The sequence below is a fragment of the Polyangium sorediatum genome (assembly GCF_029946465.1).
Taxonomy (GTDB): domain Bacteria; phylum Myxococcota_A; class Polyangia; order Polyangiales; family Polyangiaceae; genus Polyangium; species Polyangium fumosum.
Map to the genome: position 1 here is coordinate 22,015 of NZ_JARZHI010000017.1, position 15,602 is coordinate 37,616.

General features: G+C 69.1%; 15 protein-coding genes. 10 read left to right on the forward strand and 5 right to left on the reverse strand.

The genetic code is table 11. From position 1 onward, the window contains the following. Nucleotides 1-115: 115 nt before the first annotated feature. Complete coding sequence (locus tag QHF89_RS20325) at nt 116-658, forward strand: hypothetical protein (RefSeq protein WP_284720722.1); 543 nt, start codon at nt 116-118, stop codon at nt 656-658. Between the two features lie 24 nt (nt 659-682). Here QHF89_RS20325 and QHF89_RS20330 read toward each other — a convergent pair whose 3' ends face one another. Beyond that, nucleotides 683-1,639, reverse strand: a complete 957-nt coding sequence (locus tag QHF89_RS20330) for an AraC family transcriptional regulator (RefSeq protein WP_136966555.1) — start codon at nt 1,637-1,639, stop codon at nt 683-685. A gap of 167 nt (nt 1,640-1,806) precedes the next feature. Between QHF89_RS20330 and QHF89_RS20335 the strand changes: the two genes are divergently transcribed. Beyond that, nucleotides 1,807-2,904, forward strand: coding sequence for a Gfo/Idh/MocA family protein (locus QHF89_RS20335; protein WP_136966554.1), 1,098 nt, complete (start codon nt 1,807-1,809; stop codon nt 2,902-2,904). Nucleotides 2,905-2,929: 25 nt separating this feature from the next. On the opposite strand, the gene QHF89_RS20340 is transcribed toward QHF89_RS20335, so the two are convergent. Next, on the reverse strand, nt 2,930-3,913 hold the full coding sequence (locus QHF89_RS20340; RefSeq protein WP_136966553.1) for an ArsA family ATPase: 984 nt from the start codon (nt 3,911-3,913) through the stop codon (nt 2,930-2,932). Nucleotides 3,914-4,013: 100 nt separating this feature from the next. Between QHF89_RS20340 and QHF89_RS20345 the strand changes: the two genes are divergently transcribed. The 4 genes from QHF89_RS20345 to QHF89_RS20360 all read left to right on the forward strand — a co-directional run bounded on the left by QHF89_RS20345 (nt 4,014) and on the right by QHF89_RS20360 (nt 8,026). Beyond that, the gene (locus QHF89_RS20345) at nt 4,014-4,790 is read left to right on the forward strand and encodes a phosphoadenosine phosphosulfate reductase family protein (protein ID WP_136966552.1); all 777 of its coding nucleotides are present in this window, start codon (nt 4,014-4,016) and stop codon (nt 4,788-4,790) included. 202 nt (nt 4,791-4,992) lie between these two features. Beyond that, complete coding sequence (locus QHF89_RS20350; RefSeq protein ID WP_136926926.1) at nt 4,993-5,652, forward strand: HAD family hydrolase; 660 nt, start codon at nt 4,993-4,995, stop codon at nt 5,650-5,652. Between the two features lie 34 nt (nt 5,653-5,686). Beyond that, nucleotides 5,687-7,312 (forward strand): NPN-dependent hydroxyacid isomerase, LarAH14/15/16 family, encoded by a 1,626-nt coding sequence (gene larAH, locus QHF89_RS20355; RefSeq protein ID WP_136966551.1) that lies wholly within the window; start codon nt 5,687-5,689, stop codon nt 7,310-7,312. A gap of 42 nt (nt 7,313-7,354) precedes the next feature. Next, on the forward strand, nt 7,355-8,026 hold the full coding sequence (locus tag QHF89_RS20360) for an HAD family hydrolase (RefSeq protein WP_136966550.1): 672 nt from the start codon (nt 7,355-7,357) through the stop codon (nt 8,024-8,026). Between the two features lie 2 nt (nt 8,027-8,028). Here the strand turns inward: QHF89_RS20360 and QHF89_RS20365 are convergent, their stop codons facing one another. Together QHF89_RS20365 and QHF89_RS20370 are read right to left on the reverse strand one after the other, a co-directional pair. Continuing rightward, nucleotides 8,029-9,075 carry an aldo/keto reductase gene (locus tag QHF89_RS20365; protein ID WP_136966549.1) on the reverse strand — a complete coding sequence of 349 codons (1,047 nt, stop codon included), beginning with the start codon at nt 9,073-9,075 and terminating at the stop codon, nt 8,029-8,031. 55 nt (nt 9,076-9,130) lie between these two features. Next, on the reverse strand, nt 9,131-9,769 hold the full coding sequence (locus QHF89_RS20370; protein WP_284720723.1) for a hypothetical protein: 639 nt from the start codon (nt 9,767-9,769) through the stop codon (nt 9,131-9,133). A 96-nt stretch (nt 9,770-9,865) separates the two neighbouring features. On the opposite strand from QHF89_RS20370, the gene QHF89_RS20375 reads away from it, so the two are divergent. After that, nucleotides 9,866-11,128, forward strand: coding sequence for an aKG-HExxH-type peptide beta-hydroxylase (locus tag QHF89_RS20375; RefSeq protein ID WP_284720724.1), 1,263 nt, complete (start codon nt 9,866-9,868; stop codon nt 11,126-11,128). Between the two features lie 11 nt (nt 11,129-11,139). Then, nucleotides 11,140-11,619 carry a hypothetical protein gene (locus QHF89_RS20380; RefSeq protein ID WP_136966547.1) on the forward strand — a complete coding sequence of 160 codons (480 nt, stop codon included), beginning with the start codon at nt 11,140-11,142 and terminating at the stop codon, nt 11,617-11,619. A gap of 15 nt (nt 11,620-11,634) precedes the next feature. On the opposite strand, the gene purB is transcribed toward QHF89_RS20380, so the two are convergent. Then, nucleotides 11,635-12,936 carry an adenylosuccinate lyase gene (gene purB / locus QHF89_RS20385; RefSeq protein ID WP_136966546.1) on the reverse strand — a complete coding sequence of 434 codons (1,302 nt, stop codon included), beginning with the start codon at nt 12,934-12,936 and terminating at the stop codon, nt 11,635-11,637. Between the two features lie 131 nt (nt 12,937-13,067). On the opposite strand from purB, the gene QHF89_RS20390 reads away from it, so the two are divergent. Next, on the forward strand, nt 13,068-14,603 hold the full coding sequence (locus QHF89_RS20390; RefSeq protein WP_136966545.1) for a serine/threonine protein kinase: 1,536 nt from the start codon (nt 13,068-13,070) through the stop codon (nt 14,601-14,603). Next, nucleotides 14,575-15,528 carry a tetratricopeptide repeat protein gene (locus QHF89_RS20395; RefSeq protein WP_136966544.1) on the forward strand — a complete coding sequence of 318 codons (954 nt, stop codon included), beginning with the start codon at nt 14,575-14,577 and terminating at the stop codon, nt 15,526-15,528. The genes QHF89_RS20390 and QHF89_RS20395 overlap by 29 nt, the downstream gene beginning before the upstream one ends. The last annotated feature ends 74 nt before the right edge of the window (nt 15,529-15,602 follow it).

Genomic DNA, 15,602 nt, shown 5'->3' on the forward strand with positions numbered 1-15,602 from the left:
TGTCTCGCGGCATCGTTGCTCCGCGAGGGCGTCGTTCTGCCGCGTCGCGCTATGTTCGGCTCCGGAGACGGAGGAGCGGATGCGCGACGCGTGGACGTGGTGGAGGGGTCTGGCCGTGCTGGTCCTGGCCCCGGCGATCGGGTGCCTCTCGCTCTCGACGGGGGACGGGGGCCAGGGGAGCGCCGGCGGCGCGGGCGGGAAGGGCGGCACCGGCGGGAGCGGCGGCATGGGCGGCCTCGACGGCGTGCCCGGGGGTGGCGGCGCCGGCGGCGCGGGCGGGGGTGGGGATGACAGCGGGGCCGTGACCGCGTCGTCGTCGAGCGGGGCCACGTCGAGCAGCAGCAGCGGCGGCGCCGGCGGCGGCGAGAACGGTCAGTCCTGCATCGAGGCGCCCGAGTGCCTGAGCGGTTTTTGCGTCGACGGCGTGTGCTGTGACACGCCCTGCAACGGCGCCTGCGTGTCGTGTGCTCGGCCGACCCGCCTCGGCACGTGTACGAACCTCCCCCTTCAGGAGGAAGATCCGGGGAGCTGTACGCTCACGAAGGCTTGTGACGGCGCTGGCGTGTGCAAGTCCAAGAATGGGCAGACGTGCACCAGCAACGGCGAATGCCTGAGCGACAAGTGCGTTGGAGGAGCCCCCAAGACCTGTCAGCCCTGACCGGTTTTCCCCTTCGCGAGACCGTCACCTCTGTCCCGCAGCCGGCACGGCGTCCCCTTCACGCTCCTTGAGCCGACGTCGAAAGGCGCCGGGCGTCTCGCCCAGGTGTCGCTTGAAGGCCTTCACGAAGGCGCTGTGGGTCTCGTAGCCGACCGCCTGCGCGATGGCAGCCGTGGACGCGGCGTCCCCCGCCATGAGCTGCGTGGCTTTGTGCATGCGCCAGCGTGTCACGTAGGTCAGCGGCCCCTCGCCGACGACGGCCTTGAAGCGCGCCGCGAACACCGAGCGCGACATGCTCGCCAGGTGCGCCAGGCTCTCCACCGTCCAGGGTTTCTCCGGGTGCTCGTGCAGGCGTTGCAACACGACGCCGATCTGCGCGTCGGTCAGGGCGCGGAGCCAGCTCGCTTGCGCGTCGGGCAGGGACGCCACGTGCGTGCGCAGCGCTTGCACGAACAGGACCTCCGAGAGCCGGCTCGCCACCGTCTCGTAGCCGGGCAGCTCGGCCTCCATCTCCGAGGCCGCGAATTGCAGGGTGGATTCGAGCCACCGCGCGGCGATGCCTCCGTCGCCCTTCACGTGGATCAGCGGCGGCAAGCTCGCGATCAGCGGGTCGAGCGACGTGCCTTCGAACAGGAAGCAGCCGGAGACGAGCGTGGTAGGCGCGCCCGCGCCGCCATGATGCACGAGCCCGCCACAACGCCCGCCGCGGATCGCATAGATCTCGGCGACCGGCAGGGGCTGCGTCTCCGGGGCATCCCGCAGGACGTGGGTGCTCCGGCCCAGGAGGAAAACAAAATCGCCTCCCGAGAGCGGGATGCGCGCGCCGTCGACGTCGAGCAGGCAGCTCCCGCGCGAGACCGCGTAAAACAGAGCGTGCCCCGGCTTCTCGACGCGCATGCCCCACGGCGCGCGCATCTCCAGCCGTCCGTACACCTTGGTCCGCAGGTGAAGCCCGCGCAGCACGTCCGCGAGAACGTCCATCGTCCCTCCGTTGTGACGGACGATCGAACCACAAAAACGGACGCCGTGCCAAGGATCGTCCGTCGCATCCGGAGTACGGTCTCTCCGAGGCCATTCGATGCAAAGGGGGGCGGACGAGCGCTCGGTCCCCGGGCACGGGTGCGCCTGCGGGAAGGAATGGAGCGATCATGAGCAAGACGGGGACGTCGAACAAGATTCGTGTAGGTATCGTCGGGGCAAACCCGGACCGGGGCTGGGCCTCCCACGCGCACCTGCCCGCGCTGAAAGCGCTGCCCGCCTACGAGGTCACCGCGGTGAGCACCACGCGGCAAACGAGCGCGGACGAGGCCGCGCGCCGCTTCGGAGTGCGTCACGCCTTCGACCGCGCCGAGCCCCTGATCGAGCATCCGGAGGTGGACCTCGTCGTCGTCTCCGTCCGCGCGCCCTTGCACGCGGGGCTCGTGCGCGCCGCCATTGCCGCGAAGAAACACGTCTTTTGCGAATGGCCCCTCGGCGTCTCCCTGGACGAGACCGCCGAGCTCGCGCGCCTCGCGGAGTCGGCCGGCGTCCGTACGTTCAGCGGCGTGCAGCGGTGCTTCGCCCCGGGCGTGCGGTACCTGCGGGATCTCCTGGCCGAGGGGTATGTCGGCAAGGTTCGCTCCGTGAATCTCCATGTCGCCGTGCCCTACCTCGGCGCGCAGATCCCGCAGGCCCTCGCGTATACGACCGACGTGAAGAACGGGGCGAGCACGCTATCGATCCTCACCGCGCATTACCTCGACACGGTGCTCTCCGCGGTGGGCGACTTCCAGAGCGTCTCCGCGGTGGTCGCGCGCCAGTTCGACCAGGCGACGATCGTCGAGACGGGCGAGACGCTCCCCGTCACCGTGCCGGACCAGGTGCTCATCAGCGGGACGTTGCAAAGCGGCGCGGTCCTGTCCGCCCATATCGAGGGCGGGAAGCGCAATGGCGGGGAGATTTTCGCGACGATCACGGGGACCGAGGGCGACCTGCGTTTGTCCCACGATTTCACCGTCTCCGGCGCGCGCGGCGACGGCCAGCCGCTCGCGCCGCTGAAGGCGCCCGAGCGTTATCGATCGCCCGTCACGGCGGAGCTCCACGAAGACGCCGAGCAAACGGCGCACCTTTATGTGGCCCTGGCGAAGGATCTCGCCGAAGGGACCGAGGTGGTCCCGACGTTCCGCGAGGCCTGGAAGCTTTATCGGTTGATCGACGCGCTCGCGACGTCCTCGGCGACGGGAAAACGCGTGGAATGGAAAGGGTGAGCGATCGGGAGCGCGAACGAGCGCGCTAGAGCAGCTTCGAGAGGATCTTCGTCCCCTCCACCGTCGAGGCCTCGTCGAAGAGGTGCGGCAGCGTGATCTGCGGCAGGTCGATCTCCTGCGTCAGCCGCGCGAGGCTCTCGGCCTGCACCTTCTCCCGCACCGCCCGCCGCGCCCCCGCCACGAGCGCGCTCTCCGCCGTGCCATCCGTCCGGCCCGGCGCGTCGATCGAGAGCAGCGACGCCTCCTGCGCGAGCCGATCGCGCTCCTCAGGCGAAAAGAGCGGCGCGAGGACCGCGTTCACCACGAGGCGCAGCACCGGCAGCGTGAGGTCCTTCTTGATCGCGTCGACGAGCTCGATCGTCTCCTGCGCCGGCATCTCCTCGGGCAACGTGACGACCACGATCCCGCTCCGCGCCGGATCGCGGAACATCGCCCACGCCTCCTCGGCGTCGCGGCGCAAGACGCCCGGCGGCACCACGTCGAGGATCACCTTCGGCACGCGCATCATGTCGAGGCCGTGGCCCGTGGCCGGCGCGTCGAGCAGGACGACGTCGAAGCGCGGACGCCCGTCAGAGCCGAGCTCCGTCGTGTGAAACCACGCCTTGCCGAGCATCGCCCACTCGTACAGGCCGGGCACCGCGCGGAAGAAGGTCTTCGTGTAGCGGTTGTCGAAGACGGCGTGCGCCACGCTGCGCACCTTGAGGACCATCTCGCCGTACTCGGTGAGCGCCTTCTCGGGCGAGATGTTCACGGCCCACACGCCCTCGGCGACGGGCATGATCTCGTCGCCGATCGGCTTCGTCCCGAGGATCGCCGAGAGCCGCTCTTTCGTGTTGCAGAGGGCAACCAGGACCCGTTTGCCCTCCCGCGCCAGCGCCACGGCGAGGGCCGCGGCGAACGTCGTCTTGCCCACGCCTCCTTTGCCCGTGACGAAGAGGAAGCGGCGCCGCCCGAGGTCGTCGACGAGCCGCCCCGGCGCGTGGCCTTGCGAGGGAGAAGAAGGGGGCATGCGAACCGGCGATCCTCTAGGCGACGGGGCCCGGAAAGGCAACCGGGTTCTGCACGGCTTCGCCCGGCGAGGCGCGCCGCGCTCTGCTACCTAGAGGGACATGCGCGTCACCGAAGCGGGCCTCGAGGCCCTGAACGGGCGCCTCGCCGGCGCCGCGCCGCTCGATGTCCTGCGTTTCGTGCACCAAACGTTCGGCCGGCGGGCCGCGATCCTGACGAGCATGCAGCGCGCCGGGACGTGGCTCTGCCGGCTCGCCGACCAGGCGGGGCTCGACTTCGACGTGGTCTTCGTGGACACGGGCGTGCTCCACGAGCAGACGCGCTGGACGCGGGACGAGCTCGCGCGGACGCACGGGAATCTCCGGGTGATCACGCTCTCGCCCGAGCGTACGTTCGCCGCGCAGACGGCCGAGGAGGGCCTGCTCTACCTCTCGGTGGAGGGCCAGGAGCGCTGCTGCGACCTGCGCAAGACGGCGCCGCTGCACGCGATCCGGGGCCGCTACGACGCGTTCGTCTCGGCGCTGCGGCAGGGCGAGGGCGGGGCGCGCAGCAAGGTGCGGCCCCTCGGGCTCGACCTCGCGATGGGCGCGTTGCGCGTCCACCCGCTCGCGCACGTGACGAACGAGGAGCTCGACCGGGCCATCGCCGCCGATCCCGGCGTGGTCGTGAACCCGCTCCACGCCATGGGGTTTCGGACGATCGGCTGTTTTCCCTGCACGACGCCGGTGCTGCCCGACGAAAGCGAGCGCGCCGGCCGATGGCGGCATTTGGCGAGCGTGCAGTATTGCGGGATCAATCCGGTGGATCGCGGCGCCGCCGAGGGCGGGATCGAATTGGACGATCGTTATGCCGAGGCGCTCGCCGGGCCCGCGGTGTAGGCGGACGAACGGTCGCGGGGCAACGGCCATCCGCCAACTCGACCTCCCTGTCAAGTGCCTCCCTCGTGTGGGATGACGCTCCTGTCTGGGTCGCGAAAGCACGGCCTCGGGGCCGAGCGGACCGAGAAGTTCCGGCGCGAAGCTCGTTTCGCGTCACCTTGTGCTTGACGAAAGCCCTCGCAGAGGTGATTCCGGGACGCAAATGGCAGCGAGCTACTTCGACGTGGACGGCACGCTGATCCGCACGAACCTCGTCCACCCCACGCTCTATTACGTCCTGAACCAGAACACGCCGCTGCACAGCCTCGCGAAGCTCGGCGGGGCGCTGGTGAAGGCTCCGTGGCTGGCGTGGGCGGAGACGCGGGACCGACGCATCTTCAACGAGCTGCTCTTCACGTCCTACGGCGGGATGAGCGAGGACCGGCTCGTGGGGCTCGCGGTCGAGACGTTCGAGCGCGTGATCAAGCCCAACATCTACCCCGGCGCGCGGGACCTCGTGCAGACGAGCCTCGACAAGGGGCACGACGTGGTGCTCGTCTCGGGCGCGCTCGACTTCCTGATGCGCCTGCTCGCCGAGCACCTCGGCGCGACGGACGTCATTGCGAACCGCCTGGAGATCAAGGACCGCTTCGCGACGGGCAAGCTCCTGCGCCCGGTGGTCGCGGGCCCCGAGAAGTCGCGGCTCATTCGTGATCACGCGAAAGGCCGTGGCCACGACCTCGACGAGTGCTTCGCTTACTCCGACAGTTACTCGGACGTCCCCATGCTCAGCATCGTCGGCCATCCGGCCGCCGTGAACCCGGACAGGAAGCTGTCCCTGCTCGCGAACGCCTACCACTGGCCCATCATCCACGTCGACTGAAGCGGGCGGGATTGCCGCCGAATACGAGAATGCCATGAGCCATCCCTGTGTCGTGACGATCGACAGCCGCAGCGCACCCCGCGTCCTCTTCTCGGGCGACCGGCTGGTCGAGGTCGACCTGCCGACGGGCAGCCGCGTCGTCTACCCGAAGCCCCCGCTCAAGCCCTTGAAGGACGTGGACGCGGCCATCCGGTACGCGATCAACCACCCGTACAACTCCGAGCCGCTCTACGCGAAGCTCCGGCCGGGGATGAAGGTGACGATCGCGATGGACGACATCTCGCTGCCGCTGCCGCCGATGAAGCGGCCGGACATCCGCGAGCGCGTGCTCACGATCGTGCTCGACCTGCTCGCCGATTACGGCGTCGACGACGTCGAGATCATCATCGCGACGAGCGTGCACCGGCGCATGAAGGACTGGGAGATCCGGCACGTCGTCGGCGACAAGATCTTCAACGCGTACTGGCCGAAGAAGCTCTACAACCACGACGCCGAGAACCTCGCCAACATGAAATACCTCGGCACGACCGAGGAGGGCGAGGAGGTCGAGCTCAACCGGCGCGCCGTGGAGAGCGACCTCATCATCTACGTGAACCTGAACCTCGTTCCCATGGACGGCGGCCACAAATCGGTCGCCGTGGGCCTGTGCGGGTACCGGAGCCTGCGCGCGCACCACAACCCGCGCGTGATGCGGCAATGCCATTCGTACATGGACCCGAAATCGTCGGCGCTCAATACGAGCGTCGTGCGCATGGGCCGGCTCGCGAACAAGAAGCTGAACGTCTTCACGATCGAGACGACGATCAACAACCGGATGTTCGATACGCCGCTCGAGTTCCTCGCGAAAAACGAGGATGACCTCTCGCGGACCGAGCGAAACGCGCTCCAGGCGCTCCGGTTCACCCTCGACAAGATGCCGCAGCCCGCGCGCCAGGCGATCTTCCAGCGCGTGCCGTCGCCGTTCGGCGTGACGGGCGTCTTCGCCGGCGAGACCGAGGCGGTGCACGAGCACACGCTCCGGAAGAGCTTCGAGCAATACTGCGTCCCGGTCGTGGGGCAGAGCGACATTCTCATCACGGGCATTCCGTTCATCAGCCCGTACAACGTGAATTCGTTCCTGAACCCGCTGCTCGTGCAGGTGATGGCGAACGGGTATCTCTTCAACCTGTATCGCAATGCGCCGATGGTGAAGAAGGGCGGCACGATGATCATCATGCATCCGTGCACGGACCTCTTCGACAACGAGCACCATTCGCCGTACATCGAGTTCGTGCACCGCGTGCTGCCCGAGACGCGCGACGCGATGGAGCTGCACAAGGTGTGGGAGCCGAAGTTCGCGAAAAACCCGGCCTACATCGAGATGTATCGGTATGGCCACGCCTATCACCCGACGCACCCGTTCTTCATGTGGTACTGGGGCGAGGCGGGGCGGCAGCACCTCGGTCGGGTGATCGTCGTCGGCGCGGACAACGAATACATCCCGCAGCTCCTCGGCTGGGAGACGGCGCGGACGATGGACGAGGCGCTGCGAATGGCGAAGCAGACGGCGCCGCCGAACCCGGACATCCTCGCGCTGCATTGCCCGCCGATCTTCATGGCGGACATGTCCGTGGAGAAGCAGCGCGCGCCGATCTCGGCGCTGCCCGAATCGCAGGGCTGAGAGACGCCCGCGCCCCCCCACCTTCCTCTCCGCGGGTGACGCATGACCGAGGTCCTCCGCGCGGCCATCTTCGACATGGATGGCACGCTCGTCGACAACATGGCCTTCCACAATCGCGCGTGGGAGATCGTCTCGGAGCGACTCGGCGTGCCGACCAAGGCCGAGCGTTTTCAGCGGGAATTCGCGGGAAAGAAGAATGAAGAGATCTTTCCCGAGCTGCTCGGGCGGGCGGTGCCGCCGGACGAGCTCGCGCGGCTGGCCGAGGAGAAGGAGGGGCTCTACCGCGCCACGTACCGCCCGCACCTCGCACTGACCCGCGGGGCCGATGCTTTCCTCGAACGGCTGCGGCAACGCGGCGTGCGGCTCGCGATCGCGACGGCCGCTCCGCAGGGCAACCGCGATCTCGTGCTCGATGGGCTCCGTCTCCGCGAGCGCTTCGAGCGCGTGGTGGGCGCCGAGGAGGTGACACGGGGCAAACCGTCGCCCGACATCTTCCTCCGCGCGGCGGAGGATCTCGGCGTCGCGCCGGCCACGTGCGTCGTGTTCGAGGATGCGGCGAATGGCGTGCGCGCCGCGAAAGCGGCGGGGATGGTCGCGGTCGGGGTCACCACCGCGGCGACCGCCGAGGAGCTACGCGACGCGGGCGCCGACTGGACGTCCGCGGATTTCACGTCGCTCCCGGCGGCGCTGCTGGAACGGCTCGGGATCGCGTAGATTCAGCGCAGGCGCGTCGCCGACGGCAGGTCGATGTCGTTCGCGCGGTCGCCGTAGACGATGCCGCGGATGCGGGGGTTCCCCAGGAAATCGTGCGGGAAGCCGAGCTCGATCCGGCTCACCTCGTGCAAGCGGCGGAGCTGGTCGTCATTGAGCGTGAAATCGAGGCTGCCGATCACGTCCTTGATCTGCGACGCCTTGCGCGCGCCCACGATGGGCACGACGTTCGCGCCGCGCTGACGCACCCAGTTCGTCGCGACCTGCGCCGAGGTCTTGCCGAGCTCGTCCGCGATCGCGTCCACGGTCTTCGCAATGGCGAGGTTTTTCGGCGAGAGGCGTTGCTCGTTGCCCGCCGCGCGCTTCGTGTCCTCGGGCGCGCTGCCGCGTGAATACTTGCCCGTGAGCACGCCGCCGCCGAGCGGGGCCCAGGGCGTCACCGTGATGCCGAAGGCCTCGGCCATCGGGATGAGCTCCCGCTCCACCGTGCGCTCGATCAGGCTGTATTCGATCTGGAGCGCCGCGAAGGGCGAGAGCCCCCGGAGCGTCGCCACCGTATTGGCTTGCGAGACGACCCACGCAGGCGCGTCCGAGATGCCGATCGAGAGGACCTTGCCCGCGCGGACGAGGTCGTCGAGGCCGCGCATGACCTCCTCCACGCCCGTCGTGAAATCCCAGGCGTGGACCCACAGAAGATCGATGTAATCGGTCCCGAGCCGCCCGAGGCTCTTGTGGACCGCCTGGATCATGTTTTTTCGCGAATTGCCCGAGGCGTTCGGATCCCCGTTCGCCGTCGTGAGGGTGAACTTCGTCGCGAGCACCCAGCGGTCGCGGTTTCCCGCGATGATCTTGCCGCAGATCTCCTCGGTATGGCCCTCGTGATACTTGTTCGCCGTGTCGAGAAAATTCCCCCCGGCCTCGGCGTAGGCCGCGGCGACCTCGATGCTCGTCGCCTCGTCCGCCCCGAACCCCCACCTGTCGCCGAAGCTCATCGTGCCCAGGCACAGCTCCGACACCTTGATCCCCGTACGACCCAAGAGCTTGTAGCGCATGCTTCCTCCCGCGGATTGCAGAGCGGGACGTGCGTACGCGGGGCGGGGCGCGGAATCAAGGGGAGGGCTGGTTTTTGGCTTCGCGTCGTTCCTTCACGTACCTGATGCCCACGTTGATGCCCACGAGGACGATCGCCGCGAGGCCGATGCCCGCCATGCGCGGAATCTCGAACACGAGCCCGAAGATGAACACGAGCGCGCCGAGCGCCACGCCGATCAGCGGGCCATGGGTGCGCCATTCGCGTTCTTCCCTCACCATCTCCGTCGTCGCCTGCTCGAAACACGACGCGCAGCGTACGCCGTCCACGGCAACGCACGTATTGCAGAGCCCGACGCGGCAGACGCCGCAGGCGAGCTTCGCCACGGGCAGGGCCCCCAGCTCCCGATAGCCCCCCGTGCCGCCCGGGTGCACCTCGCACTCGCCGTCCATCGGCGGCTTGTGCCGCGGGATCGGGTCCGCCGAGGGCGGCACCTTCACGCCGTCGATCCAGACCTCGCTCTGCGCGACGTCGAGGTTGCGCACGCGCTTCAGCAGGACCTCGCGCTTGCCGACCACGAGCGGGTAATCGCCGAGCAGATGCGTCGGGATCAGCTGTTCGTGCATCTTCTCCTCGTCGAGGAGGATCGTCAGGAAAGGGGCGCGGACGTCCACCGTCACCTCCAGGCGATGTTTCCCGATGGACCAGCCGGCCATACGCTTCTGCGTACCACGCCGCCGCCGCGGAATGAAGCGGCGCGCCGCATGCCTTCTCGCTTGTCGCCTCGCACTCTCCTCGCCCACAATGGCGCCGTGCCTCCCGCCCTCGCCACGCGCCCGCTCGATCCACCCGCGGATCTCACGATCCCCGCGCCAGGCTCGGAGACGGCCAAAGGCGTCCTCTCACGCGCGCTCGGTCGCCTCGTGCCCGAGCTGCTCGGCGTCGGACAGGGGCTCGCGCTCTCGCCCGAGGCGCGCGCCGATCTCGTGGTCTTCCAGGCGCTCGTGCGCGAGGTCGCTCGGAAAAACGTGGGCGCGCTCCCGAGCGTTCTGCGGCGCACGGCCATGGGGACGCTCGTCCGATGTCTGCGCGCCCCGCGCGTCGATTCCGAGGCGTGGGTGCGCGAGCTCGTGGGGGTGTTTCTATTGCACCTCGCGCGCGCCTCCGCGCTCCCGCGGGCCATTCGGCAGAAAGCGCCTCCGAAGCAGCTCGTCTCCACCACGGCGGGCATTTCGATTGGTTTGCCCGAGGACACGCGCGCCGTCGTGTTCGAGAACGAGGGAAAGATCGTCGTCGAGCGCGCGGACGGCGTCAAGACGCTGAGCCTTCAGGCGCTGGAGGCCGCGCCGCCCGGGTATTCCGAGACGCGCGCCGGCTTGACCGTGTCGCGGCCGTTTTTTTCGATCGACGGGAGCACGGTGCTCGCGCTCGCCGACACGAATCCGCTCGCCATGGTCGAGGCGCATCCCGACAAGGAGGGCAATGCGATCGACCTCGGCGGGAAGGACGTGTCGGAATGGACGCGGTCGCTCGCCGACGCGCTCGGCCTCGTGCAGGAGCACCTGCCGGACCTGCGGGGCGAGATCGAGCTCTTCGTGCAGCATATCGTGCCTGTCGGATACCACGCCGAAAAGCACCTCTCCGCGTCGTACCAGGAGGCGATCGGGACGATCTACATGTCCCTGCACCCGAGCCTCATGACGATGGCGGAGGCCATCATTCACGAATTTTCGCACAACAAGATCAACGCGCTCTTCGAGATCGATCCCGTCCTCGAAAATGCCTTCTCCCCGCTCTACACCTCACCCGTGCGGCCCGATCCGCGGCCGCTCCACGGCGTCTTGCTCGCGGTCCATGCCTTTTTGCCCGTCGCGCGGCTCTACGAGCGCATGATCGAGGCGGGCCACCCGCTCGCGAAGGCGCCCGGTTTTTCCGAGCGATTCGCGCGCATCCGGCAGATCAACGCCGAGGGCGCGGAGGTGGTCCTCGGGAACGGAAAGCCGACGCGCGTGGGGAAGGCGGTGCTGGACGAGATCCAGCGCTGGCACGATCACTACAAGAAGATGGATGCCTGAGGAGCGCCCGCGTGCGTCCCGACGAACGCTTCCTCCGCGATACGTTCCGGGAGCAACTCGCGCGCCTGCGTGCCCTCCGGGTCGATCTGCGCACGCTCGGGTCACGGGCCACCGAGGCGCACGCGGCGCGCCTCGCCGAAGAGTTCGTCGAGCCAGACCGGAGTGTTGCCTTTCGGCAGGCGCTCGAAGGGAAGGGCGGGCCCGTCGACTTTGAAAAATGGCTCCGTCAGGATCGGCTCTCGCCGCGGGAGGCGCGCGGGTGCCTCGAATGGCTCGTGGCCGGCGCCGAGGCGCTCGTGTGCGTGCGGTTCGATCGGCGCGCCGGGTTTCCGGCCGTGACGCTCGTGGTGCACACGCTCGACGAGGCCTGGGCGAGCTCGTGGCCCGGCGTGTACGTGCACTTCGCGGCGGGACGGGCACTCGCCGTGACCGTGCATTACGAGCTGTTTCAGTGTGATCTACGGGTCGGGATGGGATCGCCGTATCGGTAACGCGCGTCCCCGGGATCAGGGCGCCGCGATCGCGCGGTCGACGATGCCGGAGACGTGCGAGAGCGCGTGGTCGAGGTCGAAGCATCGATCGATCTCGGCCTGGGAGAGGCGCGCGTTCACGTCCGGATCGGCCGCGAGGAGGTCGCGGAAGCTGCCCTCGCCGGCGAGCGCCTTCATCGCGTTGCGCTGCACGAGCACGTACGCCTCTTGCCGCGGGAGCCCGTACGAGACGAGCGCGAGGAGCACGGCCTCGCTGAAGAAGAGCCCGCCCGTGAGGTCGAGGTTCTTCCGGAGGTTGTCCTCGCGCACGACGAGGCCTTCGACGAGCGAGGTCGTGCGCTCCAGCATGAAGCCGAGCGTGGTCGTCGTGTCGGGCACGATCATGCGCTCGACCGAGGAGTGCGAGATGTCGCGCTCGTGCCAGAGGACGACGTCTTCGAGCGCGGGGATCACCGCGGCGCGCACGATGCGGGCGAGGCCGCAGAGGTTCTCGCTGAGGATGGGGTTGCGCTTGTGGGGCATCGCGGAGGAGCCTTTTTGCCCCTTCGTGAAGGCTTCCTCGGCCTCGGCGACCTCGGTGCGTTGCCAGTGCCGGACGTTCGTCGCGAACCGCTCGATGCCCGCGGCGACGAGCGCGAGCGCGTTGAAGAACGCGGCGTGACGATCCCGCGGGACGACCTGTGTCGCGACGGTCTCGGGGCGCAAGCCGAGCGCGGCGAGGGCCTGGGCTTCGATCTTCGGCGAGAGGTGCGCGTAGGTGCCGACCGCGCCGGAGATCGTGCCGACGGCGATCTCGGTGCGCGCCTCGCGCAGGCGCGCGCGGCCGCGCTTCATCTCGGCGAGGTGGCCCGCGAGCGCGAGGCCGAAGGTGACGGGCTCGGCGTGGATGCCGTGGCTGCGGCCGATCATGGGCGTGCGGCGATGCTCGTCGGCGCGGCGCGAGAACGCGACGACGAGGCCGTCGAGCCGTTCGAGCAGGAGATCGGCGGCGCGGACGAGGAGGACGGCGAGGCTCGTGTCGAGCACGTCGCTCGACGTCATCCCGCGGTGGAGCCACCGCGCGTCGGGCCCAGCGAGCTCTTCGACGTGCGTGAGGAACGCGATGACGTCGTGCTTGACCGTGCGCTCGATCTCCTCGATGCGCGCCGGGTCGAGCTTCAGGTCTTTGGCGCGAAGCGCTCGGGCCACGCCGGCGGGCACGAGGCCTTCGGCTTCCATCGCCTCGCAGGCGGCGAGCTCGACGTCGAGCCACACGGCATAACGAGTCTCGGACGACCAGAGCGCGGCGAACGCGGGCGGGGTGTATCGCGGGATCATTCGCCGCGAAAGCTGGGAGAAGTCGCGCGCGCCGTCAAGCGGGCCGGGCCCGAGCGGCGCGGCAGGAAAGGCGACGGGCTCGGCCGGGCCGTGCTAGGCTCGGCTCGTACTTTTCGGGGGGCCCTCGCTCCATGAGCACCGAGAAACTCCATCCCGGCCTCGTGATCGCCGGCCGCTACCGCATCGTCAAGCAGCTCGGCGAGGGCGGCGTGGGGGCCGTATACCTCGCGCAGCACGTCCACACCGACGAGCGCCTCGCGCTGAAGGTGCTGCACAACGAGACGCTCTCCGATCCGAGCACGATCGAGCGGTTCCGCACCGAGGCGCGCGCGCCGGCGCGCATCGACAGCGACCACATCGTGCGCGTGACCGACGCCGACGTCGCGCCGGAGCTCAACGGCGCGCCGTTCCTCGTGATGGAGTTTTTGCGCGGGCGAGACCTCGCCGGCGAGGCGGAGGCGCGTCAAAGGCTGCACCCGAAGGAGGTCGTGCTCTACCTGCGGCAGGCCGCGCGCGCGCTCGACAAGGCCCACGGGATCGGCATCGTGCACCGCGATCTCAAGCCGGAGAACATCTTCCTCACGGTCCGCGAGGACGGCACGCCGTGCGTGAAGCTGCTCGACTTCGGCATCGCGAAGCTCACGGGCGGCGCGGCGAGCTCGATGGGCGCGCACTCGAAGACGAAGACCGGCGCCGTCTTCGGCACGCCGCTCTACATGGCGCCCGAGCAGGCGCGGGCCCAGGCGCAGCTCATTGGACCCTCTACGGACGTGTGGGCGATCGGCCTCATCGCCGCGCGGCTCCTCCTCGGCTTCGATTACTGGCAAGCCGAGACGATCAGCGACCTCGTCGTGCAAATCGTGGTCGATCCGATCCCGCCGCCCTCGCAAAAAGGCAGCCCCTTCGGCCCCAGGTTCGACGCGTGGTTCTTGCGCTGCTGCAGCCGCGACGCCTCGCTGCGCTTCCGCACGGCCGGCGAGGCGATCACGGAGCTGGCCGCGGCGCTCGGGATCGTCGAGGGGCCCGCGCTCGTGCTCGAAGTGACGGAGATCCTGCAGAAGGCGCACGCCGGCGAGGGGGCGCCGACGAACACGGTCGCCGGCGCGCCGATGCCGATGGCGCAGAGGGATGCGACCGCGCGGCCCGCCTTCGCGAGTACGCCGCAGCCGCAGAACCCGAGGGCCCTGACCCCGATGGGCGGAGGAGGCATCTCGCCGCAGACGGCCATGGGCGCGACCGTGCTCGCCTCCTCGACGGCCGTTCCGCTCGTGCAAACGGGCTCGACGCCGAATCCCTCGGGCAGCAGCAAGGCCCCGATCTTCGCGGCGATCGCCATTGTGCTGCTCGGGATCGTCGGCGCGGCCGTGATCTTCGGCGCGAGGGGCGGCGCCGAGGATCCGAAACTCCAGGCGGCCGCAGCCACCGAGGCCGCGCCCTTGCCCTTGCCCACGTTGACGCCCAAGGCCCCCGTGGCCGCCGATCCGCCGGTGAACGTCGAGCCCGCCGCGGCGGCCTCGGTCGAACCCGCGGCCACGCCGCCCGCTGCCTCCGCGAAGCCCGCCGCGCCCACGCCCAATCCCCCTTCGGGCCGCACGAAGCCGCCGCCTCCGCCTGCAACCAACAAAAAGAAACCGAACGATGACGAACTCATGTCCGGTCGCCGCTGAATTCGAGCCGCGGCGCGTTTTCCGATTCGTCGCCCCCGCGCTCCTCGGCGCGGCGCTCTTGCTGGCGCAGGCTCCGGCGCTCGCCAATGATCCGGCTGCGGCCGAGGCCCTGTTTCGCGTGGCCAAGGGCCTGATGGAGAAGAAAAACTACGACGAGGCCTGCCCCAAATTCGAGGCGAGCTACAAGCTCGATCCGGCCGTCGGCACGAAGCTGAATTGGGCGGATTGTCTCGAAAAACAAGGTCGGATCGCGAGCGCCTGGGGCGCGTGGGGCGAGGCGCGGGACCAGGCCAAGCGCGAGGGAGATGCGCCCCGGGCCGAGCTCGCCGCGCGCCGGCAAAAAGCGCTCGATCCGCGTCTGCCGCAATTGACGGTGCAGGTGAAGGGCAGCGTCGAGGGGCTCGGCGTGTATCGCGACGAGATCAAGCTCGAACCGGCCTCGTTCGGCGTGCCGCTGCCCGTTGACCCGGGCAAACACGTGGTGACGCTCCGGCGTGGCAAGGACGTGCTCAAAGAGGCGAGCGTCGAATCGAAGGAAAAAGGCACGGACGAGGTCACGCTCGACGCGACGGACGTGCCGCCGCCGACGCCCGAGCAGATCGCGCAGGCGCAGCCGACGCCGAATCAGGGGGACAAACCTAAATACCGGAGCACCACGGTTCGCCGCAGCACGGGTATGCTCGTCGGCGGCATCCTCCTTGGCATTACCGGTGGTTTCATGACGATCGGCGGGCTCGTCGCGGTCGGAAGCTCGGACGGCGCGCCGGGCGCGTGGGGTTTCACGGGCCTCGGCGTATTGGTGTTCGGGGGCGGGATCGCGATGGGCGTCATCGGCAACCAGAAGATCCCGCGCAAGCCCGAGGTGACGTACGTGCCCGAGGTTTTCATTGGGCCGAGCTCGGTCATGGTGCGCGGGGTGTTCTGAGCGGGAGGGAGAGGCCGGGGAGCGGCCGAACGTTACGGTCGGGCTCGGTCTGACCGGCCGCATTCCCGCGTTGA

Coding starts and splice junctions, on each gene's coding strand:
- QHF89_RS20330 (WP_136966555.1), bottom strand. CDS start 1,639: ATGGACGTTCTCGCGGACGTGCTGCGCGGGCTTCACCTGCGGACCAAG.
- QHF89_RS20335 (WP_136966554.1), top strand. CDS start 1,807: ATGAGCAAGACGGGGACGTCGAACAAGATTCGTGTAGGTATCGTCGGG.
- QHF89_RS20340 (WP_136966553.1), bottom strand. CDS start 3,913: ATGCCCCCTTCTTCTCCCTCGCAAGGCCACGCGCCGGGGCGGCTCGTC.
- QHF89_RS20345 (WP_136966552.1), top strand. CDS start 4,014: ATGCGCGTCACCGAAGCGGGCCTCGAGGCCCTGAACGGGCGCCTCGCC.
- QHF89_RS20350 (WP_136926926.1), top strand. CDS start 4,993: ATGGCAGCGAGCTACTTCGACGTGGACGGCACGCTGATCCGCACGAAC.
- larAH (WP_136966551.1), top strand. CDS start 5,687: ATGAGCCATCCCTGTGTCGTGACGATCGACAGCCGCAGCGCACCCCGC.
- QHF89_RS20360 (WP_136966550.1), top strand. CDS start 7,355: ATGACCGAGGTCCTCCGCGCGGCCATCTTCGACATGGATGGCACGCTC.
- QHF89_RS20365 (WP_136966549.1), bottom strand. CDS start 9,075: ATGCGCTACAAGCTCTTGGGTCGTACGGGGATCAAGGTGTCGGAGCTG.
- QHF89_RS20370 (WP_284720723.1), bottom strand. CDS start 9,769: ATGGCCGGCTGGTCCATCGGGAAACATCGCCTGGAGGTGACGGTGGAC.
- purB (WP_136966546.1), bottom strand. CDS start 12,936: ATGATCCCGCGATACACCCCGCCCGCGTTCGCCGCGCTCTGGTCGTCC.
- QHF89_RS20390 (WP_136966545.1), top strand. CDS start 13,068: ATGAGCACCGAGAAACTCCATCCCGGCCTCGTGATCGCCGGCCGCTAC.
- QHF89_RS20395 (WP_136966544.1), top strand. CDS start 14,575: ATGACGAACTCATGTCCGGTCGCCGCTGAATTCGAGCCGCGGCGCGTT.